The sequence below is a fragment of the Psychrobacillus glaciei genome, assembly GCF_008973485.1.
Lineage (GTDB): Bacteria > Bacillota > Bacilli > Bacillales_A > Planococcaceae > Psychrobacillus > Psychrobacillus glaciei.
Genome location: NZ_CP031223.1, coordinates 3,853,669 through 3,875,332, shown reverse-complemented (window position 1 = coordinate 3,875,332; position 21,664 = coordinate 3,853,669). Strand labels below are relative to the sequence as shown.

General features: G+C 35.9%; 25 protein-coding genes and 1 other annotated feature. Of the genes, 17 read left to right on the top strand and 8 right to left on the bottom strand.

Features of this window, described 5'->3' with window-relative positions; genetic code table 11:
- Window positions 1-61 precede the first annotated feature (61 nt).
- From PB01_RS18275 to hepT, 4 genes are all read left to right on the top strand, one after another.
- Window positions 62-910 (top strand): GNAT family N-acetyltransferase, encoded by an 849-nt coding sequence (locus tag PB01_RS18275; RefSeq protein WP_151701499.1) that lies wholly within the window; start codon window positions 62-64, stop codon window positions 908-910.
- A 172-nt stretch (window positions 911-1,082) separates the two neighbouring features.
- Window positions 1,083-2,219, top strand: coding sequence for a DNA polymerase III subunit beta (gene dnaN, locus PB01_RS18270; RefSeq protein ID WP_151701498.1), 1,137 nt, complete (start codon window positions 1,083-1,085; stop codon window positions 2,217-2,219).
- Window positions 2,220-2,344: 125 nt separating this feature from the next.
- Window positions 2,345-2,749 (top strand): type VII toxin-antitoxin system MntA family adenylyltransferase antitoxin, encoded by a 405-nt coding sequence (gene mntA / locus PB01_RS18265; RefSeq protein WP_225986099.1) that lies wholly within the window; start codon window positions 2,345-2,347, stop codon window positions 2,747-2,749.
- Entirely contained in the window at window positions 2,739-3,149 is a 411-nt protein-coding gene (gene hepT / locus PB01_RS18260) for a type VII toxin-antitoxin system HepT family RNase toxin (protein WP_151701496.1), read from the top strand. Before mntA ends, hepT begins: the two co-directional genes overlap by 11 nt.
- A 100-nt stretch (window positions 3,150-3,249) precedes the next feature.
- On the opposite strand, the gene PB01_RS18255 is transcribed toward hepT, so the two are convergent.
- Window positions 3,250-4,281: a DUF4097 family beta strand repeat-containing protein gene (locus PB01_RS18255; RefSeq protein WP_151701495.1), complete on the bottom strand. Its 1,032-nt coding sequence runs from the start codon at window positions 4,279-4,281 to the stop codon at window positions 3,250-3,252.
- Entirely contained in the window at window positions 4,274-4,597 is a 324-nt protein-coding gene (locus tag PB01_RS18250) for a PadR family transcriptional regulator (RefSeq protein ID WP_151701494.1), read from the bottom strand. The genes PB01_RS18255 and PB01_RS18250 overlap by 8 nt, the downstream gene beginning before the upstream one ends.
- Before the next feature lie 138 nt (window positions 4,598-4,735).
- Here PB01_RS18250 and PB01_RS18245 point away from each other — a divergent pair, with 138 nt between their 5' ends.
- Window positions 4,736-5,065, top strand: coding sequence for an MGMT family protein (locus PB01_RS18245; protein ID WP_151701493.1), 330 nt, complete (start codon window positions 4,736-4,738; stop codon window positions 5,063-5,065).
- A 22-nt stretch (window positions 5,066-5,087) separates the two neighbouring features.
- Entirely contained in the window at window positions 5,088-5,495 is a 408-nt protein-coding gene (locus PB01_RS18240; RefSeq protein ID WP_151701492.1) for an NUDIX hydrolase, read from the top strand.
- 14 nt (window positions 5,496-5,509) lie between these two features.
- Here the strand turns inward: PB01_RS18240 and PB01_RS18235 are convergent, their stop codons facing one another.
- A complete protein-coding gene (locus tag PB01_RS18235; RefSeq protein ID WP_151701491.1) occupies window positions 5,510-6,268 on the bottom strand; it encodes a MerR family transcriptional regulator in 759 nt (252 codons plus the stop codon).
- 336 nt (window positions 6,269-6,604) lie between these two features.
- Between PB01_RS18235 and PB01_RS18230 the strand changes: the two genes are divergently transcribed.
- The 3 genes from PB01_RS18230 (at window position 6,605) to nagZ (ending at window position 9,501) form a co-directional block, all read left to right on the top strand.
- Window positions 6,605-7,192 (top strand): histidine phosphatase family protein, encoded by a 588-nt coding sequence (locus PB01_RS18230; RefSeq protein WP_151701490.1) that lies wholly within the window; start codon window positions 6,605-6,607, stop codon window positions 7,190-7,192.
- Window positions 7,192-7,692, top strand: a complete 501-nt coding sequence (locus PB01_RS18225) for a cupin domain-containing protein (protein ID WP_151701489.1) — start codon at window positions 7,192-7,194, stop codon at window positions 7,690-7,692. Before PB01_RS18230 ends, PB01_RS18225 begins: the two co-directional genes overlap by 1 nt.
- A gap of 159 nt (window positions 7,693-7,851) precedes the next feature.
- The gene (gene nagZ, locus PB01_RS18220) at window positions 7,852-9,501 is read left to right on the top strand and encodes a beta-N-acetylhexosaminidase (protein ID WP_151701488.1); all 1,650 of its coding nucleotides are present in this window, start codon (window positions 7,852-7,854) and stop codon (window positions 9,499-9,501) included.
- Between the two features lie 588 nt (window positions 9,502-10,089).
- Here nagZ and PB01_RS18215 read toward each other — a convergent pair.
- Window positions 10,090-10,797 carry a YetF domain-containing protein gene (locus tag PB01_RS18215; protein WP_151701487.1) on the bottom strand — a complete coding sequence of 236 codons (708 nt, stop codon included), beginning with the start codon at window positions 10,795-10,797 and terminating at the stop codon, window positions 10,090-10,092.
- A 152-nt stretch (window positions 10,798-10,949) separates the two neighbouring features.
- Between PB01_RS18215 and PB01_RS18210 the strand changes: the two genes are divergently transcribed.
- Window positions 10,950-12,164 (top strand): MFS transporter, encoded by a 1,215-nt coding sequence (locus PB01_RS18210; protein WP_151701486.1) that lies wholly within the window; start codon window positions 10,950-10,952, stop codon window positions 12,162-12,164.
- A gap of 115 nt (window positions 12,165-12,279) precedes the next feature.
- On the opposite strand, the gene PB01_RS18205 is transcribed toward PB01_RS18210, so the two are convergent.
- Entirely contained in the window at window positions 12,280-13,518 is a 1,239-nt protein-coding gene (locus PB01_RS18205) for an MFS transporter (protein ID WP_151701485.1), read from the bottom strand.
- 60 nt (window positions 13,519-13,578) lie between these two features.
- Window positions 13,579-13,858, bottom strand: a binding site (T-box leader).
- A 243-nt stretch (window positions 13,859-14,101) separates the two neighbouring features.
- On the opposite strand from PB01_RS18205, the gene brnQ reads away from it, so the two are divergent.
- Window positions 14,102-15,442 carry a branched-chain amino acid transport system II carrier protein gene (brnQ, locus tag PB01_RS18200; RefSeq protein WP_151701484.1) on the top strand — a complete coding sequence of 447 codons (1,341 nt, stop codon included), beginning with the start codon at window positions 14,102-14,104 and terminating at the stop codon, window positions 15,440-15,442.
- Between the two features lie 964 nt (window positions 15,443-16,406).
- On the opposite strand, the gene PB01_RS18195 is transcribed toward brnQ, so the two are convergent.
- Window positions 16,407-17,051, bottom strand: coding sequence for a GntR family transcriptional regulator (locus PB01_RS18195; protein ID WP_151701483.1), 645 nt, complete (start codon window positions 17,049-17,051; stop codon window positions 16,407-16,409).
- 68 nt (window positions 17,052-17,119) lie between these two features.
- Complete coding sequence (locus PB01_RS18190; protein WP_151701482.1) at window positions 17,120-17,746, bottom strand: YfbR-like 5'-deoxynucleotidase; 627 nt, start codon at window positions 17,744-17,746, stop codon at window positions 17,120-17,122.
- A 121-nt stretch (window positions 17,747-17,867) separates the two neighbouring features.
- Between PB01_RS18190 and PB01_RS21140 the strand changes: the two genes are divergently transcribed.
- The 5 genes from PB01_RS21140 (at window position 17,868) to PB01_RS18170 (ending at window position 20,532) form a co-directional block, all read left to right on the top strand.
- Window positions 17,868-18,029: a hypothetical protein gene (locus PB01_RS21140; protein WP_225986098.1), complete on the top strand. Its 162-nt coding sequence runs from the start codon at window positions 17,868-17,870 to the stop codon at window positions 18,027-18,029.
- The gene (locus tag PB01_RS18185) at window positions 18,019-18,477 is read left to right on the top strand and encodes a DinB family protein (protein WP_151701481.1); all 459 of its coding nucleotides are present in this window, start codon (window positions 18,019-18,021) and stop codon (window positions 18,475-18,477) included. The genes PB01_RS21140 and PB01_RS18185 overlap by 11 nt, the downstream gene beginning before the upstream one ends.
- A gap of 37 nt (window positions 18,478-18,514) precedes the next feature.
- Window positions 18,515-19,000, top strand: coding sequence for a TraR/DksA C4-type zinc finger protein (locus tag PB01_RS18180; protein WP_151701480.1), 486 nt, complete (start codon window positions 18,515-18,517; stop codon window positions 18,998-19,000).
- 83 nt (window positions 19,001-19,083) lie between these two features.
- Entirely contained in the window at window positions 19,084-19,473 is a 390-nt protein-coding gene (locus PB01_RS18175; protein WP_151701479.1) for a thiol-disulfide oxidoreductase DCC family protein, read from the top strand.
- A gap of 75 nt (window positions 19,474-19,548) precedes the next feature.
- Window positions 19,549-20,532 carry an NAD(P)/FAD-dependent oxidoreductase gene (locus PB01_RS18170; protein ID WP_151701478.1) on the top strand — a complete coding sequence of 328 codons (984 nt, stop codon included), beginning with the start codon at window positions 19,549-19,551 and terminating at the stop codon, window positions 20,530-20,532.
- A 48-nt stretch (window positions 20,533-20,580) separates the two neighbouring features.
- Here PB01_RS18170 and PB01_RS18165 read toward each other — a convergent pair whose 3' ends face one another.
- The gene (locus PB01_RS18165) at window positions 20,581-20,955 is read right to left on the bottom strand and encodes a nucleotide excision repair endonuclease (RefSeq protein ID WP_151701477.1); all 375 of its coding nucleotides are present in this window, start codon (window positions 20,953-20,955) and stop codon (window positions 20,581-20,583) included.
- Window positions 20,956-21,094: 139 nt separating this feature from the next.
- On the opposite strand from PB01_RS18165, the gene PB01_RS18160 reads away from it, so the two are divergent.
- The gene (locus PB01_RS18160; RefSeq protein WP_151701476.1) at window positions 21,095-21,595 is read left to right on the top strand and encodes a DinB family protein; all 501 of its coding nucleotides are present in this window, start codon (window positions 21,095-21,097) and stop codon (window positions 21,593-21,595) included.
- The last annotated feature ends 69 nt before the right edge of the window (window positions 21,596-21,664 follow it).

Here is a 21,664-nt window from a genome sequence, read left to right as displayed (position 1 = left end):
CTCCCCTTCAACGGTGTTTTAGGTTATATTAACATACAAAGATAAAAAGGAGGGAAATAATATGAATTTTCAGCACTATGAGAATGCAGAAGATTTTGCAAAAGTAGCAATGCCTTTTTTAGTAAAAAACGAAGACAAGTTTAGTTTGTTTTTAGGAGTACTACAAAGAATTAAAGAAGGACAATATGAAAATCCGTATATGGCCTCCATAGAAGAAGATGGTGAGCTACTAGCGCTTTTTCAAATGACGCCACCACATCCTCTCAATATTATTTTTGTGAATGAAGATCGGATAAATGCATGCATCGATATGAGTGTCAATGAATTAATCAACCAATCTATTGCTATAGAATCTATTATTAGTGTGAAAGAATGGGCATACTCTTTTGCGAAAAAGTGGCAGGAAAGAGCAGGACAAAATTTTTCTATTTTAATGGATCAAGGATTATACCGATTAGATCAAATAGATGAGTCACTCGAAATGAGCCAAGGAGCATGGCGCTATGCAACTATAGAGGATGCACCCCTTATAGAAAAATGGTATGACCACTTTGAAGAAGATATTGCACTTCCTAAAACCGCACCGTTGGAAATAAAGAACAGAGTAAAAGCAATGCTAGATGCAAATGAAGCATTCCTATGGGAAAACGAAGGTAAAATTGTATCGATGATGAAGAAAGCAAGACCTACAGCACACGGAGTAACCGTTTCACTCGTATTTACACCAAAAGAAGAACGGAGAAAAGGATACGCTCGAACCATGGTTGCAGCCGGTAGCAAGGAATTACTAAAAGAATTTCAATTTTGCGTACTCTACACAGATATGCTCAACCCAACATCCAACAAAATCTATCAGGAAATAGGATATCAAAAAATCATAGATTCAGTACATTTGGGATTTGAAAAATAATTGGTTTATATTTATTTTTTTATAAAGGCCCTGTCACGATTTTCTAGTGATGGGGATTTTTATGGTTAAAAAACGTAGTGCAAATTAGTTTTCGTAATGTTACATTAATTCTAAATGGATATTTAGTAAGGCGAATTAATTCGAAATAATACATATTAAAGTGGGGGAAATGATGAAGTTTGAAATTATGCGCCATCGGTTACTAGAGGGATTAAATGATGTAATGAAGGCGGTTAGCTCGAAAACAACCACTCCAATTTTGACGGGGATAAAACTAGAAGTTACGGAAGATGGATTACGCCTAACAGGTAGTGATTCAGATATAACGATTCAGACGTTTATCAAGTCAGAGGAAAATGGGGACCAAATGATCCGTGTTATTGAGGAAGGTTCAATTGTTGTGCAAGCACGTATGTTTAATGAAATTATACGGAAGCTACCAACTAGTGATGTAGAAATTGAAGTAAAAGAGAACTATCATACGCATATTCATTCAGGAAAGTCAGAGTTTCATATAATCGGACTAGAGCCTTCAGAATATCCATTGCTTCCAGAGATTCAAGATGATCGTCAGTTTATTATGCCAGCCGATTTATTAAAATCAATTGTTCGTGAAACTGTATTTGCTGTATCACCATCTGAAAGTCGTCCTGTATTAACAGGTGTTCATTGGCAAGTGAAGAATGGTGAGCTTGTTTGCGTAGCTACGGATAGTCATCGTCTTGCACGTCGTAAAGTGATTTTAGTGCAACTACCAGAAGGAGAATATAGTGTAGTTATACCGGGGAAGAGCTTAAACGAATTAAGCAAAATCATCGGTGATTCATCAGAACCAGTTTATATTGCGATGACGAGTCAGCAAGTGTTATTTAAAACAGGGAATGTATTACTGTATTCTCGTTTACTAGAAGGGAATTACCCAGATACCTCTCGCTTAATTCCAACTGAATATAAAACTACTGTCTCTATGAATGGAAAAGTTTTGTTTCAAGCAATTGACCGAGCTTCTTTAATGGCACGGGAAGAGCGTAATAATATTGTTCGACTCTCCTCAATAGAAGGAAATATTGTTGAAATATCATCTAGCTCACCTGAAATTGGGGAAGTAGAAGAAGAGATTCAAACAACGTCAATTGAAGGGGAAGAGATAAAAATTTCATTTAGTGCAAAATATATGATGGATGCATTAAGAGCTTTGGATGGACATGATGTAATCGTCCAATTTACAGGTGCCATGCGTCCATTTATATTAAATTCTGTTCACGATGAAGGAGTTTTACAATTAATTGTGCCTGTTCGTACTTACTAGTGTATGGTGCCAGGAACCCAAACTATTCGGAATAGTGTTGGTTCCTGGCACCGTAGGGATATTAGACTTTTCACTGGTACTTCCTTACAATGTAAATAACAAGCTAAACGTATGGAGGTGCTATAATGAACGACTATTTAAAGAAAGAGATTGAAGGAATATTAATGAAAGAAGTAAACCCGCATTTTATTCTGATATTCGGTTCATTTTCTAAAGGAAATGCACGTACTGACAGTGATATAGATATCGCCTACTTAGCAGAAAAACAATTATCGGCGTACGATCGTTTTTTAGTTGCAGGTCAATTAGCAGAAGCATTAAAAAGGGAAGTAGATTTAGTGGATATTAGACAAATAGATACAGTATTTGCAGCCCAAATATTTTCAAGCGGTGAGGTTGTGTCTTGTGCAAATGAAGATCTATTTATTAAAGAACGTATGAAAGCATTATCGATGTACGTCCAACTAAATGAATATCGAGCTGACTTACTTCAGCAAATAGATGAAAGAGGTCAAATATATGAAAAGTGATGTACTTTACAATAAGGTGGCAACGATTGAACGCTGCGTGAAAAGAGTCCTTGAAGTATATGAGAATAATCCTAACAATTTAAATGATTACACGAGACAAGATAGTATCATCTTAAATATTCAACGAGCTTGTGAAGCAAGTATCGATCTTGCAATGCATATTGTCAGTGAGAGAAAATTAGGATTACCTAAATCCAGCCGCGAAGCTTTTGATTTAGTTGAACAAGCGGGCTTACTAGATACAGTTCTTGCGAAGAGCTTAAAATCGATGGTTGGATTCCGGAACATTGCCGTACATGATTATCAAGCTGTACATTTAGAAATTCTTCAGGCAATTATTGAAGAACATCTCAAAGATTTCACGAAATATACAAAAGCAGTTTTGAAAATAGAAGAATAAAATAAAATACAAGATACTAACATGATTCAAAATCCCATGAGCGCTTCACATAAATGAAAACTAAAGCTACGTATAATTAATCTTATACGTAGCTTCAGTTTTAACTTAAACCTTTTTTCATAACAGTAATTTTCCCATTATCAGAAGAAAGCTGAATAGTATTCGATCCATTTCCGAACACAGTACGTGAATTCTTTTCACCAAATACACTAACTCTGCCATGGTCCGTTTTAGTATGAATTGATACGTCAGTTGGATCGTTTTCCGTTTCAATTAAAATACTACCATTATCCGTTTTTAACTGGATCATGCGGTCGAGACTCGCTGTGAGTAGAGAAATTCGCCCATTATCGGTTTTCCCGATAATATCCCCATTTACGTTTTCCATCATGATTCGTCCATTATCCGTTTCTGTAATAATTTGCTCTGCATCGACATTTCGCAATTCAATTCTGCCATTGTCGGTCTGGGTAGAAAGTTTATCCGTTTGCACTTTATCAATTTCAATGCGACCATTATCCGTTTCTACTTCTAAAACAGTAGCGGCAAATTCTTTTAGACCGATGCTACCGTTATCGGAAGAGGCTTTAATAGCTTTACCAAGTATTTTTTCTGCACGAATGCGGCCATTATCGGTTTTCATGATGATTGATGCATACAGTTTTTTTGGAAGTGAAACATTTACTCGGAGTTCTTTAATAAAGAACAGGAAGTTAAATAACTGGAATTTTTTTGTTTTTAATTGAATCGATAATGTATCGTTTATGACATTAGCAGTGAATTCTAACTTGTCGTTTTCCCCTATTAATTCCACTGTTGTCTCATCTGTTTCTGAGGGGAAAACGTATAGAGAGCCGTGATCGATGTTCATTACAACGTTGGAAAAGGTAGGATTAGGGATTTTAATTACTTTATTATCACGAATGATTTTCTCAGGAACATGATTTTCCAAAAGTTCTTTTGCGATTTCTTTTGGAGAACCCAGAGAAGCCGCAATGTCGTTATCCGATTTTCCATCCTCACGACCATTTGTAAAATACTCTTTTATGTCAGAAAGAATATCATTACGCTCATCTGCAGGAAGTCCAGTTAGAGCAAGTTCTAGTTCATTTATAAATTGTTGTTCAGTCATTTTTTACACCCTCTTCGATTAGATTATTCACGCCATTTGTGAAGCTTTTCCACTCATTTAATTGTTCATGTAAATAAGTTCTCCCCAGTTCGGTAAGCTTGTAATATTTACGCGGTGGGCCTTCCGATGATTCCTGTAAATAGGTCGTAAAGTATCCTTCCTTAGTTAAGCGACGTAATAATGGATAAACAGATCCTTCTGAAATTGAAATTTGGTCGGAAATTTTTTGTACAAGTTCATAGCCATATCGATCTTGTTTATCCAATAAAACAAGTACGCAAAGATTCAGTACGCCTTTCTTAAATTGAATATTCATTTGTCTTCCACTCCCTTCACTACTATTCAATAAACAGTACCTTTGATAGTAATATATCATACGGTATTATTCTATGCAAGGTACTGAATAAAATATTCTAAATAAGTTATAATCGAAGTAACGAAAGGATGAATTTGTATGAACCCTTTTACTGAAAAAGTGATTGAAATAATAAAATCCATACCTGCAGGAAAAGTCATGACATACGGACAAATTGCAAAGGTTGCTGGAAGCCCGAGGGGTGCAAGACAAGTGGTGCGCATACTTCACACAATGAGTTCAAAGCACAAGCTACCATGGCATCGTGTCATTAATATTAAAGGTGAGATTGCTATTCCTGATGAAGAATCTGCCTATTCTCAAAGAGCGATGCTAGAAGCAGAAGGCGTCTGTTTTCGTTCTAATGGGCTTGTGGATTTAAAAAAATCAATATATGTATCCGAAATCAATGATGTAGATTTAATCTAATAAAAGAAGTGAGGAAAAGAACATGTTTAATTGGCAAGGTGCAGCAGGTATTTGTATCAATGAAAAACAAGAGGTGTTAATGGTTCTTCAAGCAGCTCCGGGAGAAGAAAAGCAATGGACAGTTCCATCGGGGACAATGGAAGATGGGGAAACATTTGAAGAATGCTGCATAAGAGAATTTTGGGAAGAAACTGGCTTTAACATTCGTATTACTGAAAAAGTACATAATAAAAACGGCATTATTAGTGAACATAAAATTTCTTACAATGTGGAATATTTTTTAGTGGAAATAATGAGTGGCGAAATAACGATACAAGATCCAGACGAGTTTATCCATGAAATAGCTTGGAAATCGATAGAAGAAATTGCGACCCTTCCTTTGGCTTATCCAGAAGATATCCACATAATCGAACAAGTATTAAAAAACTAGAAGGATCAAACCTTCTAGTTTTTTGCATAGATTAAAATTGCATCTCTTAAAAACTCTGCAGCACCAGTTTGGATTTTGTCGTAATATGCAGTAAATCGTTCATCTGCTACATACATTTCGGCAAGTCCGGCATGTGCTTCTTTGGAGTACTTATCCCAGTAAAAGCTTAGCCATTGGCGGTGCATATCTGCTGTTTTTTGCGCAAGTTCTCCCGCGGGGTCACCCGCTTGCATCGCATCTTTCAAACTATTTAATACTTGTTGCTCTAAGCTTGTTACTTCTTCGTACTGTGTTTTCGTCATACCATTTATTTTAGCATTCGATTTATTGACAGCATCCTCACCATATCTTTCTCGAATTTCTTTCCCGTACTTTATCTCATTGTTATCCACAAGTTCCTGTTTGAAGCCTTCAAATTTCTCTTTATCTGCCATTGTAATTCCCCTTTCAGTTTGTTGAATAGATTTATCCACATTGTGGATTAATAAATCCAATTGTGTTCTTTTTTTGAGCAATTTTTCCCGATGTTCTTTTAATGCAGTTGCTTTGTCGAACGCCTCAGGAGTCATTATTTCTTTAATGCTATCCAAATTCACCCCGAGCTCTCGGTAAAAAAGAATTTGCTGCAGTCGATCTACTTCTTCAGAACTATAAATACGATAGCCAGATGAATTAATGCGTGCTGGTTTAAGCAATCCAATTTCATCGTAATACCTAAGCGTCCGGGTACTTATTCCCCCTAATTGACCAAGCTTTTGTATCGTATATTCCACACCAACATCTCCTCATAACTACAGTCTAAACCTTTACGTAACGTTAAGGTCAAGTGAATAATAAGTATTTGTTCCAATTGTTTTATTTCTTTATAATGAAAGAATAAGAAGTAGGTTTTATTCATTCGAGTAGAAGAAATCATGCAACAAGTAGAATAATTAGGGAATGAAAAATGAAAAGCAAATTATGCTAGGCTTGGAGTAGTGGAAGATAGATTTTAGGTGAACCAATTGCGAAACTGGATGATAAGCCAGTAACAAAGTGTTGTACTTCTTCTTTTGCTCTACAATGATTCATGGGTGAAATAAATATGAACATAACAAGGGGGAAATAAAATGACAACAATAGGATTTGTTAGACATGGTGTAACAGCTTGGAATAAAGAGGGAAGAGCACAAGGAACAACAGATGTACCACTGGATGAGGAAGGAATTGAAATGGCGGAGAGGGTTGCCGATAGAATCGAACAGGAAGAATGGGACATCATTTATACAAGTCCTTTAATTCGTGCGAAAAGAACTGCTGAGATCATTGCTGAAAAACAACTGGAGATTGATTTTGTTGTTGACAAGCGATTGGGGGAAGTTGGTGGAGGTATTATTGAAGGTACAACAGAGGGAGAGCGAGTTGCAAAATGGGGCTTTGGCTGGAGGAAGTTAGAATTGGGATTTGAACCAGAAGAGGTTATTATTGCTCGTGGTATGTCTTTTATAGAAGATGTTAAGCAAGCGCACCCTGGAAAACGAGTATTAGTTGTTAGTCACGGAGGCTTTATTGGACGATTAATTAATGTGCTTGTACCAAATGGTGAATTCGTTCGAGATATAGGAAATACTTCTTTAACAGTGATAGAATTACAAGACTCTAAAAATTTATGTCACCTATTCAATTGTATGAAACATTTAGAAACGAGGGAAGTATAATGCAGAAGGATGCCAACTATTACATACACCATTTAGGTTTGGAGCCTCACCCAGAAGGCGGGTATTATAAAAGTACATATAATTCCGATCAATCAATAGATGCATTTGGAACAACTCGAAAGCTATATACGAGTATTTATTTTCTAATAGGAGCAGGAGATGTATCGCATTTCCACCGACTTAAGTCGGATGAAATATGGTATTTTCACGGTGGAAGTTCTTTGCTAGTACATGTAATTGATGAAGAGGGAAATTATTTTGAGCATAAGCTAGGGCTTGATATAGAAAACGGAGAAACGCCTCAAGTATTGGTCCCTAAAAACGCTATTTTTGGTTCATCTGTTAGCGAGAATGGGATATTTTCGCTCGTTGGCTGTATGGTTGCTCCTGGTTTTGATTTTGAAGACTTCGAACTTTTCACGCAAAGTGAATTATTAGAAAAGCATCCGCAACATGAACAAATTATTCGTAAAATGGCTTATGAAAAATTGCCAGAATAAAATTCGCGACCTTGAGATCATTCTTGAGGTCGCTTTTGTTAGTTTAATTGAATTGAAATTAAGATAGGTCCATACATTGTATGAAGTTAAATTAAGGGTATAATGGTTACACTTAAAGAAATAGAAAATGAGCAACATCATTCATTTGGGGGTTCTTTTATGATCAAAAAAGTGATATTATTCCTTTTTTTGTTTTTAGTAATCATATTTGTTTCGTTAATTATAGAAAGCAATAAAGAACAAAAAGAGATGATTGATAAAGGGAGAACACCTATAGTAAAAGAGCCATCCGAAGTGGAATCTCTAGTACAGCTAGTTTTTGAACTTGCAGAAAAAGGGAAATCAATGGATGTTCCGTTTATTGTAGGTCAGACGGATGTTCAAAATGTACATAAATTATGGGGAATGCCGGAGGACAAAAGCGAAGTTTCAACAGCCATTTACGAAGACTATTTATCCGAAAATGTGACAATAGGTCATCGTTCCAATATTGTTTTCGATATTCGATCCTCTTCTCTAGCTATTCAACAAATCCATTTAGAGGATATTGAAAGGATAAAGGGGGAAGCAGATGAAATTCGAAGTTACCAAGACGATAAAGTAAACCAAACGATTCTCATTTATGAAGTTTCCTCCAAATACCAACTGAAATGGATTTTACCGAAAGTGACAGAAAGTGAACCTAATCCAGCAGTTGATCATGTATCCGTTTATATGGAAGTGGAAGAAGAAACCCCATCTATTTCTGACATGAGTTTGGACGAAAAAATAGGACAAATGATTTTTGCAGGGATAGATGGTACAAGTTTAACTAATGAATCTAAGGAATTAATTTCAACGGATAAAATCGGGGGAATTATCTTTTATAAAGAAAATCTAAAAAATGCTAATCAAACTATCTCTTTATTAAATGCAATAAAAGCCGAAAATGAAAAGGAAAAGCTTCCACTATTTTTAGGTGTTGATCAAGAGGGAGGTAGAATATCAAGGCTACCTGGACTGGATAAGACGCCTACAAATCAAGAAATTGGGAAACAAGATGATCCGGTTCTTTCTTATAATATAGGTGCTCTTCTAGGAAAAGAGATGAATGCATTCGGTTTTAATCTCGATTTTGCACCTGTGCTGGATGTGAATAGCAACCCTAAGAATCCTATTATTGGAGATCGTTCTTTTGGTGAAAACGCAGAGATTGTGAGTAAACTTGGCATACAGACGATGAAAGGCATTCAGAGTGGAAATGTTATTTCTGTGGTGAAGCATTTCCCAGGACACGGTGATACCGCTGTGGATTCTCATTTAGAACTTCCAATCATTCAGAAAAATATAAAAGAATTATATGCGCTTGAGTTAATTCCATTTAAAGATGCCATCGAGCTTGGAGCGGATGTAGTCATGGTTGCCCATATTTTATTGCCAAAGATTGATGCAAAGTTTCCTTCTTCTATGTCCCATACCATTATTACCGGTATATTAAGGGAACAACTTCAATTTGCTGGAGTGGTAATGACCGACGATATGACAATGAATGCAATACTAGGACATTATGAAATTGGACAAGCTGCAGTGGACGCTGTGAAAGCTGGGAACGATATCGTGTTAATAGCGCATGATTACCAAAAGGTGAAAAGCGCCTTTGATGCGATAAAACAAGCAGTTCATAATGGAGAGATTTCAGAGGAACGAATAAATACAAGCGTCAGTCGCATTCTTTTGTTGAAAGAAAAGTATAAACTGAGCAACGAATTAGTAAAAGAGTTAGATTTAAAAGACTTAAACCAGACGATAGAACAAACGATAGGGAAATAACAATAAGAAAAGGACTTCCTGCGTTAATGGAAGTCCTTTTTTAAAAGATAAGAAAGTATATGGATTATCGACCTGCGAAACCAGTGTTCATAGGATTTAAATGTCATCAATCTTACTAAGCAATTATAATTCGCCCCATACATACTAGTTGATTGGAGCGGAGGCGGCGGCGGCGACTTCTGCGGGAATAGCGTGAGCGGAAGGCCCCGCAGAAACGCAGGAGAGGGAAGGAAGGCTAAAGACGCCTCTTCCCTGAGGCAACGCCTACATGACCAACATCCTGTTGGCCTAGGAGACTGAAGCCATGCCCGCGAAAAGCGTCCGCCATAGCGGAAATCAGGTGGTATTTCTAAGTTACTCTTCTTAAAAGGACCGGGCGTTTTTTGCCCGGTTTTCCTTAAGAGAAAGTATATGAATTGGGTTGCTAGAAATCCGGAAGAGGTAGCTAAATTTATAGCGTCATTCCACTCGCTATTTTTCAATGCCTTCCAATTAGTCGCGGGTAAATTAAAATTGGTCTCGCTTTCGAATAAATAGTACTCGGGAAATAGAGAAGACATAATGCACTTAAGAACGCTTGCACTTTTCTTATATCCCATTTTTTCGCAAGCTCACATATAGAGATCCATTTGTTTGGAGCTGAGCGTAATAAACTTCTTCTACCGAATCAATGCCTTGCTTCCGAAGTTTTTTCATCACCCACTCCTCCGTTAAGTCTAATTCCTCCAGGTTTTTGTAAACAATTACCCCATCTGAGATGATTTCAGAAGGCATATAGGTTGGCAGTGATACATCCGCTTTTACATCGAGTTTGGTTGCTTCTTGTTGCGCTACTTTTTTAAAGACACTTAATTTTCCGTTCGTTTCGAGCACTGCATAATGAACGTCTTGAATGGAGAATATAGATTGTTCACGAAGCATCATTAATACATCATCCATATGTAATCGCGCTTTCTTTATGGACTTAACGGAAATTTCTCCATCTTTAATAACAATCGTAGGATTATCGTCGACTAGCGTACGTGCTTTTGTCGATTTTAACGTAATGTAACTCATGACTAATGTAAGTATTGCCCACCAGATAAGAGCGATATAACCATCGATAAATGGAGTTTCCTTTTGGGCTGCAATTTCGGAAGCAATGGAACCAATCGTAATACCAGTAATATAATGGAAAAACGTTAGTTGACTAAGTTGTTTTTTCCCTAATATCCTAGCAAGTAAAAGGAGGGTTGCAAAAGAAACTGTCGTACGTATAATCATTTCCCAAAAGTGAATATCAAATAAATTTTTCATTTATCTAAACTCCTTTGTAAATTAAAGTTCTCCAATATAGTATTTCCAAAAGAGTTCGAACTATCCTTTTTTCTTCCGGGTTAGAATTGACTTTTGCGTTATAATGAATCCATTAACAAAATTCAACAAGTGAAAGAGCGTGAAGAAAAAATATGTCTACATCAAATGCTTCGCATAAAATTAGTAATCCTGTTTATCCAATCATGTTTGCTATTAGTGTCTGCCATTTATTTAATGACTCATTGCAATCTGTGATTCCTGCAATGTTTCCTGTTTTGGAAAAAGAGATAGGTTTAACATTCACCCAATTAGGATTAATATCTTTTATGTTAAATATTGTTGCATCTGTTTTACAACCAGTTGTTGGATTTATTAGTGATAAAAAACCGATGCCATACGCACTCCCACTTGGAATGATTAGTTCTTTTTTCGGTATGGCTGGACTCGCTTTTGCACCTCAGTACTGGGTGATTCTAGTATCCGTAATATTCCTTGGACTTGGCTCTGCGGTATTTCATCCCGAAGGTTCTCGAGTTTCCTATATGGCGGCAGGTTCTAAAAGAGGACTTTCACAGTCTATTTACCAAGTAGGTGGAAATTCTGGACAAGCATTAGCACCTCTTATCAGTGCCTTTATTTTAGTGCCATTAGGTCAAAAAGGTGCAGCACTTTTTTTAATTGTAGCGGCTGCTGGAATATTTTTATTATCTAAAATCTCAAAATGGTATAAGAAGCAATTGGAGGAAGAAAAGTTTTCAAAAAGGAAAAAAGCGATTCTTTCCTCATTGCCAGTACTGTCTAAAAAACAGATAGGAATTGCTTTATCACTTCTGATGATTATTATTTTCGCAAGATCATTCTACGTAACGAATATGACTAACTTTTATATTTTTCACTTGATGAAAAACTACAGTTTAACAATCAAAGAAGGGCAATTATTAATATTCATCTTTCTAGCTTTGGGAGCAGTTGGCACTTTCTTTGGTGGGCCAATGGCGGATCGTCTAGGTAGAAGAAATGTTATTTTACTATCTATGGCAGTGCCGATTCCTTTGTGTTTAATATTGCCGTATGTTCCAATTTGGGCAGTGGTGTTATTACTAATAGTTATTGGATTCTTCCTCATGCTCAGTTTTTCAGTGACCGTCGTTTACGCACAAGAGCTTGTACCAAGTAAAATTGGCACAATGGCAGGTTTAACTGTTGGGCTTGCATTTGGAATGGGAGCGATAGGAGCAGTTGTTATTGGTATTTTGATGGATCATGTAGGGGTTTATACGACAATGATTGTTGTTTCCACACTTCCACTTATTGGACTTGTAGCAATCGCATTGCCTAAAGATCGGAAAGTTACGACAAATCAATAATAGAAAAGAGTACCTTTTTATTTTTTTGAAGTTGCTCCCACATTATATGTGAAGAGCAACTTTCGTCATTCTGATAAACTTTTTATTCAATTTGAAACTAAGTAAATTGCAATCTTCATTTTATACATATATCTTCATAATGCCCGCTTTTCGAAGGTAACAAGCTAAAAAATAACAATAAAATTGTGATAAGTAACATGAGTATAGAGCCAATGATGACAACAAATTGAATGGAACTAAGTTGAGCGGATATGCCAAATATTATAGTAACAATAATGATTAATAACGCTTCAAATAACCCATATATACTTCCTATTCTCCCCATCATATCAATTGGAAAATTGTTTTGATAAAATGTATGAAATCCTGTATTTGCGAAAGCTAGAGAAAAGGCAAGGATAAAAAATCCTACTGCTGCTATAGAAAATGAACTGGAATAGGCGTAAACAATATAACCAATAGAAACAAATACGGAGCCAGCTCCAATTAGCAAAGATATTCCTATTTTAGTTATAAACATTGCATTTACAAGAGCCCCTACAATAATGCCTGCCCCCGCAATACTTACAAGGAAGCCGTACTCTCCATCAGATAAAAAAAGCACTGCTTTAGCAAATGCAGCTTCTTGAGAATCGATAGCTGTTGCCATTACCATTGTGCAACTAAATAAAACGTAAATAAGCATAATATAAACGTGTTTACGACTAAAGTTTAAAACAACACCCCAATCTTTTTTGATTACACTCCATGATAAATAGTTATCAGATGATTCGAGGATATTCCCCTTTTCAAGATTAGGCATAAACAAAGTGATTATTCCTGATAATAGTAGAGCTATAGCATTAATGTAAATTGCTAAAATTGGTGTGCCTATTAAAAATAAAACACCTGCTATAGCTGGACCAATTAGAAATGCTCCAGAGTCTATTAAGCTCCTTAAGGAATTAAAACGTTTTCTTTGTTGAAGTGGTATTAACTTTGTTATATAGATCATGGAAGTTGGTTCAAAAATTGATCTTGCCATATTTATTACAAAAACGAGTGCATATATAATCCAAATAGAAGAAACAAAAGGTAGTACTGCTATAAATATTGCACGAAACAAATCAAGGACAACCATAAGGTTACGTTTATTAATACGGTCAATTACGCTACCAGTCCACGTATTCGTAAACAATGTAGCTAAAGGTTTAACTATATAAAGCCCTGATACTGCAAGTGGAGAGTTGGTCATATCTAATACAATTAGATTTAGAGCAATTAAATAAACCCATGCGCCAAAATTTGAAATTCCAATGCCAAATAATAAGATGGATGGATACTTCCAAGCTAATAATAATTTTTTGAATTCCATTATGTTCTCCCTTCATAGAAAAAAGTGCAAATAAAAAAATCTCACCCCCAAGACTAATGTCTTGGGGACGAGATTTTAAAAGTCGTCGTGGTACCACCCCAGTTTATTAATATGTCTCCATATTAATCTCATTCGGTACAGCAAATCAATTAAGCTCATGTTAAAAGATATGCGATTACCTAAGCCCTATAACGGGAGCTCCCGTTACACCATCCCCAAATGCAAGGTTCCGATGTAATGCTCAGAGGTTTGGTTCAATAAACAATTCATGCTCCTTTTCAGCAACTGGAGCTCTCTGCAAAAGAATTTGTGTATTTACTCTTCTCTTCATCGCATTTAAATTTCACTAATAGTAGCATAATTAAGGTAATTATGTAAATGTTAAAAGTGAAATATACTATTATAATAACATCAATATCCTATAAACTTAATATGATATATTGCATTCTGTGTTTATACATAGTATCATCAGTTCTGATATATTGCATGCTGGAGAAATGACAGAAATCATTTGAATTGCATTCATCAAAGAGGAAATATAGCAGAAACAAAAATGATTGTTTATCATTAGGAGGCAAATTAAATGAACAAAAAATTATCATTTACCAATTATCTTGTAATTGGAGTGATGTTATTTGCATTATTTTTCGGAGCAGGGAACCTCATTTTTCCTGCAAGTTTAGGGCAGAATGCTGGTACAAATGTATGGCCAGCGGTGATTGGATTTTTGATAACTGGAATTGGACTACCTTTCTTAGGTACACTCGCAATGGGCTTTTCAGGAAGTGAAAATTTGCAAGACTTATCTAGTAGAGTACATCCAATATTCGGTGTATTTTTTACAACTATATTATACTTAACGATCGGACCGTTTTTTGCATTACCACGAACAGGTGCGGTTTCTTTTGAAGTTGGAATCTTGCCGTTTATGAGTGCTGATCATGCGAAGATAGGATTATTAATATTTACAATTATATTCTTTGGGGTTACGCTTTTGTTTTCACTTAATCCATCTAAAATTGTGGACAATGTAGGGAAGTATTTATCCCCTGGGATTATTATTGGATTATTCATTTTACTATTATTTGTTTTCATTAAACCGATGGGGGGATTTGAATCACCTCATGGAAGTTATGTAGATAATGCATTTATGACTGGTTTTACAGAAGGCTACAATACAATGGATGCTATAGGTTCTTTAGTATTCGGAATTATCGTAATCAATGCTGTTCGTTCAATGGGGATAACTTCGACAAAAGAAATAATTGCTGCTACAGCTAAGTCTAGCGGGATTGCCATCTTTTTTTTAGGTGTTATTTATGCAGGTATTGCCTATTTAGGAGCAACAAGTACAGAGCTTTTTGGCATTTTTGCAAACGGAGGTCCAGTTTTGAGTAATGCGTCCGAGCATTATTTTGGATCATTTGGAGCCATTCTCTTATCGATCATTATCTTATTAGCTTGTTTGACTACTAGTATTGGTCTAACAACAGCTTGTGGAGAGTATTTTCATACGTTAATGCCTAAAATAAGCTATAAATCATTTGTAGTTTTCATCAGCGTCTTTACTTGTATTATTGCTAACTTTGGACTATCAAATATCATCATATACTCAATCCCAGTATTAATGCTACTTTATCCATTAGCGATTGTATTAATCTTGTTAACGTTTCTTTCACCGCTATTTATACATGCGCGGCTTGTTTATGTAAGTGTTATGTTTGTCACATTTTTAATCAGTGTGATTGATGGTTTGAAGGCTTTATGTGGTTCTCTAGAAATTGACTATTTCGGATGGATGAATCCAATAGTGTTCTTTTATGAAAACTATTTGCCGTTTTACGGTGTTGGTCTTGGATGGTTAATCCCTTTCTTAGTTGTAACCCTAGTTACAGGTGTTATCGGAAGAATGCAAAAGAGATAAAAGTCTTCACACTTGTTGATTAAGTAAAAATATCCAGTGAATTACTAGATAATTACAGGTCTGTTGATCAGTCAATAAAGAACAGTAAATTATTACTTAATCTTGTAATAGAGTACTTTATACTGAACTAGTTATACATCATTTCAAGGATTCCATAATGTGGAGGAATGCGACATTGTTGCATCCCTCTATATTTTTTTAGCATCGTAACTTCACATTGTTTATATAGTGCGCATTAGTTAGTTTCCGATAGGATTTCCGCCGGGTGAGCGATGAGCCATCTCCGCCGCATTCGCGTCGTTTGAGATGGCTCATCTGCCTCACTCATCCGGCAGGAGTCGCCGCCCTTCCGCTACAATCAACGTAGCTTGTTGGCTATTCTGTGTGTGCCGTCGCGAAAAGCTCAAAAAGGGACTCGTTACCATAGGATAGGTGCTTTCTATCATAAGACGATGCCACTTTTTGCTAATTGCAAGATAACTACCGTTATGTGCAATTTATGTAGTGGACATTTTATAAGTGTTATCCCATGCCAAGTAAAAGCTATATTAAGAGACAGTGGTCACATTCAAAGCGTATTTTTTAGCTTATTCACTTATCGGTTTTTATTTTATAGAATACTACATAATGTGGATTTAGCGCGGCGGTATGAGACTCCTGCGGGAATAGCGTTAGCCGAAGACCCCACAGCGAAGCGAGGAGGCTAAGGCAACGCCCGCGGAAAGCGAATACCAGAGCGCTAAATCCCGGTGGTTACTATTTAGATTCCATGTTGCGCACTATATAAAATTGCGCATATATATAACAGCGAAGTTCTCGAAAATGTACCTTTTTATATTGCGATCTCCCATCCTTATTCAACGGTTATGATGTGGTGATAATTTCGTCCAGAGCGAACTGAAAACGTACAGATACAAATGTAGAGTTTTAAAGCCCTTGATTAATCATCAAGGGCTTGTTTCTATTAAAATTCTTCAATTGTATAGATCCAATTTGCTCGCATTGTTTCCGCTACTTTTTGAGAATCTTTTTCTCTTAATAGACGAATAATTTCTGCATGTTGCTTGATGGAGTGTTCTCTTAAAACAATCTTTTCATAATAGAATAATCTTCGAACATGTGCTTGAAGCATCTCTATCATAGAAAGTATGTAAGGATTATTGGCACTGTCTACAATAATTTGATGGAATTCTTCATCCACCTTTAATGCAGTAGTAAATTCCTTTGCATATAATGCATCGGCAAATTCCGTGTTCTTTTCTTCCAACAATTCAAGCGTAGCATCGTCCATATTTTGAATAGAGAGCTCTACTGCAAGCGCTTGCAATACTGCTAATGGTGGTAGTAAATTATTAATATCATGCGTTTCTACAGCTGTTACTTGGGTAGCTCTGCCAGGTTGCATGGTTACAAACCCTTGCGATTCTAGAAGTTGCAAAGACTCACGTATTGGTGTTCTACTTACACCTAAAGCCTGTGCAAGCTCTATATCATTTAGTTTTTCATCAGGTTGAAGCGTCCCGTCGATTATCCACTGTTGTAACTGATTAAAAGCATGGCGTTTTGCGGTAGTTCGAACAGGTTTTGTATGATTCACTGGTATAGGCATAGGAAAACCCTCCCTCAATTATCTTAATAGTATTATACAATATATTGTATTCTTAATGTACAGTTTTTTTAATTTTCAAGAATTTTTAGCGTAATTGACTTTACATCTATTACAGATTCTTCTGCTATTATATCTTGAAGCATGACCTCTTTAAAATAAGAAATGCTTTTTTTTAGTGGAATATGAAGAATTTTCTTTAGTGCATTTTCGTACATTTTCAAAAATTCTACATCCGTGTTGCCTCGTTGTAGCTCTGCAAAAGCTTCGTATACTTGATCTAACTTATCAGCAAGTTCTAGTAATCTACCTTCAATCGTTTCGTCTTTTCCTTCTTTCATTCGGTCGAAAAAGATTGGTTGAAATTCTGTTGGAATTTCGTCTAAGATAAATTTTTCCATCATCTTTTCTTCCACATGAGAAAGCATTTGTTTCAGTTCAGGAGAAGCATGTTTCACCGGTGTTTTAATGTCGCCGATGAATATTTCTGCAAAGTCATGGTTAATGGTTTTTTCGTAAAGCGACTTCCAGTTAATAGTTGCACCATTGTTCTCTTCGATTGTAGCAAAAAACATCGCATATTGCGAAACCTTCCAAGAATGAGCAGCTACATTATGCTCTTCAAATTTAAAGCGTCCGGGACATCGTATAATTCTTTCTAAATCGTTCATGCTCATAAAAAACTTATGAATACCCATTAACAAACACTCCTTTCTATTTATAATACTTTAATTGGTGGAAATAATGTAATGAAAGTATTATTGTATGTTGGCAAAAAAATAAGGTAATATGAATGGAAAAATGAAAAGAGGAATAAATTTGACTGATATAATTGCAAATGAAGGATTCGAACCTGTACGAAACATTGCAATTAATGAAGACTGGTTAGCACTTCGATTTCTTAGAGTAGAGAATATAAAAAAGAAGGTAAGAAAATTTACGCATTCGAAAGTAGGAAAAGAGTGCACAAATGATCAATGATACAATAAAACAATTACAATTTGTTTCAAATACAATTATAGAATTACTTCAACAAGTAGATCATGAACTTTTACATAAACGTCCAATTGCGGACAAGATGAGTATATGGGAGGCTTGTGTGCATCTCTCCCAAATACCAGGAGCAGATTTGCATATTCAAAAAAAATATTCGAAACAGCAAATGGCGGAATATTATCAAACGCATAGACCGGATACTATTGAGAATGTCATCGCACACTTTTTAGAAGGGATACAGGAACTTATTTTTTACTATAAAGAACTTTCTAAAGAAGAATTAGAAAGACAATTCAAGACGTATTGGGGAAGTGAATACAGTATGGCAGAATGGTTTATTCAAATCATAAATCACTTAGTACATCACCGTTCACAGCTATACCAATATTTGTTATTACTAAATCGAGATGTACAAATAGTTTTATTTCGGTGATATATGGGAATCCTTTAAATAACGAGGAGGAGTTCAAATGGCGAAATACGATAAATTAAGAAATACCTTATTAAAACGCTTAGATGAATTGGAGCATAGTATAGATAATGATGAGGAGTTTGAAACAACAGAGTTATCCAATTACGATAATCATCCGGGAGATAATGCAACGGACCTAACCGATAAACATACACGACTAGCGTTACGAAAACACTACGAAGATGAAATACAAGATATAAAGGAAGCACTATCAGCAATGGAGAAGGGAACATACGGTATATGTACCGAATGTTCTAAGGAAATCCCACTGGAAAGACTAGAAGCTATTCCATCAACAACTACTTGTGTAGAGCATGCACAACAAGAGATCAATGAGGAGATTCGACCGGTTGAAGAATCTCTTCTAAATTCCGCGACTGATCAACCAGTGGAAAATGAAGACCCAAGAATTCGAGATTATGAAAACAGTTTTGAAATTTTAGAAGAAGTCGGTTCTTCCGATACACCTTCCGATAAGCAATAACTAGAATGCCCCATTACAAGTTTGCATTGGGGCATATTCTTTTTCAGCGGCAACTGTTAAACTGTGGAAAAGGGGGAGTTTATATGACTGCTATTATTTTGTTTGACGGGGAATGCAACTTTTGCGATGCAAGTGTCCAATTTATCATTGCAAGAGATCCAAAAGGATATTTTCAATTTGCTGCGTTGCAAAGTGACATTGGAGATGAACTCAAAAAGAAACACCGTATAAGTGAGAAACTTGATGGTGTTATAGTAATTGAAAATGATGCAGTATATGATTCCTCCGATGCCGCTCTTTTTATTTGTAAGCATTTAAAAGGATTGTGGAAGGTCTTTTACATTTTTAAAGTTATCCCCAAGAGAATACGAGAAGCTCTATATAAAACCTTCGCTAAAAATCGTTATAAAATGTTCGGGAAAAAAGATAATTGTATGATTCCTTCTCCAGAAATCCGAAACCGATTTCTGTGAGATCGAAGCAAGCTGTGGTAAAATGTGAATGAGAATCATTTTCATTCTCGAAAAAGCAGTGAGGTGAAAGGTAGTATGGATAAGGAATTGTACGATGTAATTATAATAGGCGGTGGTCCAACAGGATTATTTGCTTCTTTTTATGCAGGTCTTCGCGATTTAAAAGTGAAAATAATTGATAGTTTACCACAGCTTGGTGGTCAGTTAATGGAGCTATATCCAGATAAATATATATATGATATTGGTGGACTTCCAAAGATTTTAGCTAGAGATTTAGTAGCCAATTTGGAAGAGCAAGCTGCATATAGTAATCCGACAATTTGTTTAGAAGAAACGGCAATTACACTCGAAAAACTACCCGAGTACTTTGCATTAACAACAGATAAAAGTGTGCATTATTCCAAAACAATTTTACTTACTTCGGGAATTGGTTCTTTCCAACCTCGTAAGTTAAATGTTCCGGGTGCCGCAGATTACAATGGGAAAAACCTGCATTACAAAGTAAAGGATATTAACCATTTCAAAGACTCTAATGTACTGGTACTTGGTGGAGGCGACTCTGCACTTGATTGGTCCTTAATGTTAGAAGAGGTTGCGGAGAACGTCACTATTTGTCACCGCAAAGAACAGTTTACAGCACATGAGATGACTGTCCAACAACTTCATAATTCGAAAGTTCAAGTGAAAACTCCTTTTGGAATTAAGGAATTAGTTGGAAACGGAGAAAGTGTTCATGAAGTAGTAATCGTAGGAAAAGATAAATCAGAACAACGAATTCCGGTAGATCATGTCATCGTCAATTATGGAAATGTTGCATCGCTTGGCCCGTTAAAGGATTGGGGGCTAGAAATGCAAAAAAATTCTGTCGTTGTTAATGAAAAAATGGAAACAAATATAGAAGGTATTTATGCTGCAGGAGATGTATGCACGCATGATGGGAAAGTGAAGCTTATTGCGGTTGGTTTTGGTGAAGTACCAATTGCTATTAGCCATATTAAGACATTCATTGATCCAAAATCACGGGTGCAACCACTTCATAGTACGAGTATTTTTGAATAAGGAAACTAAAAAATCCCATGTCACAAAGAAGTGACATGGGATTTAGTCTTATTTAAAAAATGCTTTGTCGATATTGTATTTTGATTTAAGTGTATTAATGGCATAAGTTTCGTAAATTTCACGATCCACTGCTTCTTCTACGATAGAAACGCTAATTTTGTACACTTCGTCACGATGTTTAATCATTGGAGACACATTGTCTTCGAAGTGCTTTTTAATGCGTTGTCTAATTTTACGTGCTTTACCCACGAATAGTAGCTCATCATTTTTGTTATAAAACATAAAGATGCCACCTGTATCTCGAGGAATTTGATGGAAATCGATAAATCCATAAATGGATGGAATTTCAACTTCTCCTTCTTTAAGTACTTGTTCGCGTTGGGTAATTGTTACGTTTGGTTTTGGTAATTCGATTTTAATCAATTCGCTCACGTCCTCTTATTGTCTATCCTTTAGTCTACCATAATCGGAAAGTAATATCTATTCGTAAAGTATCCGTGTAAGCAGGATTTCGCTCCTAAAGAATCGAAATAGAGCATATAAATTAATTGGAGGGATTTATTTGATCAGAAAATTAGAAGATTTTTTAACGAACTGGAAACATGAAAGTGATTCTACACTTAAAATTTTACATACATTAACAGACGAATCTTTACATCAAAAAGTATATGAAGAAGGCAGAACCTTAGGACAAATTGCATGGCATATTGTTGTCACCATCGATGAAATGATCGGAAAAACTGGCCTACAATTCATAGCAACTCCGCATGATGCAGTACAGCCTAAAACTGTAAACGAAATGGTAGAAGCATATAAAGAATCAAGTGATGCAATGGTTCAAGCGATAAAAGAACAATGGACAGATGAAACGCTACTTGAAGAAAAAGATATGTATGGTCAAATGTGGCCAATTGCATTAGTACTGCAAGTATTAACATTCCATCAAACACATCATAGAGGGCAGCTTACAATACTAATGCGCCAAGCAGGTCTAGAAGTTCCGGGTATGTATGGTCCATCAAAAGAAGAATGGTTAGCTTTTGGAGGAGAAGCACCTGAATAATTATCCATTGACTATTTAGAATTATGTATGTATTTTTAGTAATAAAGTTATTTTGATGGAGGAAAAGAC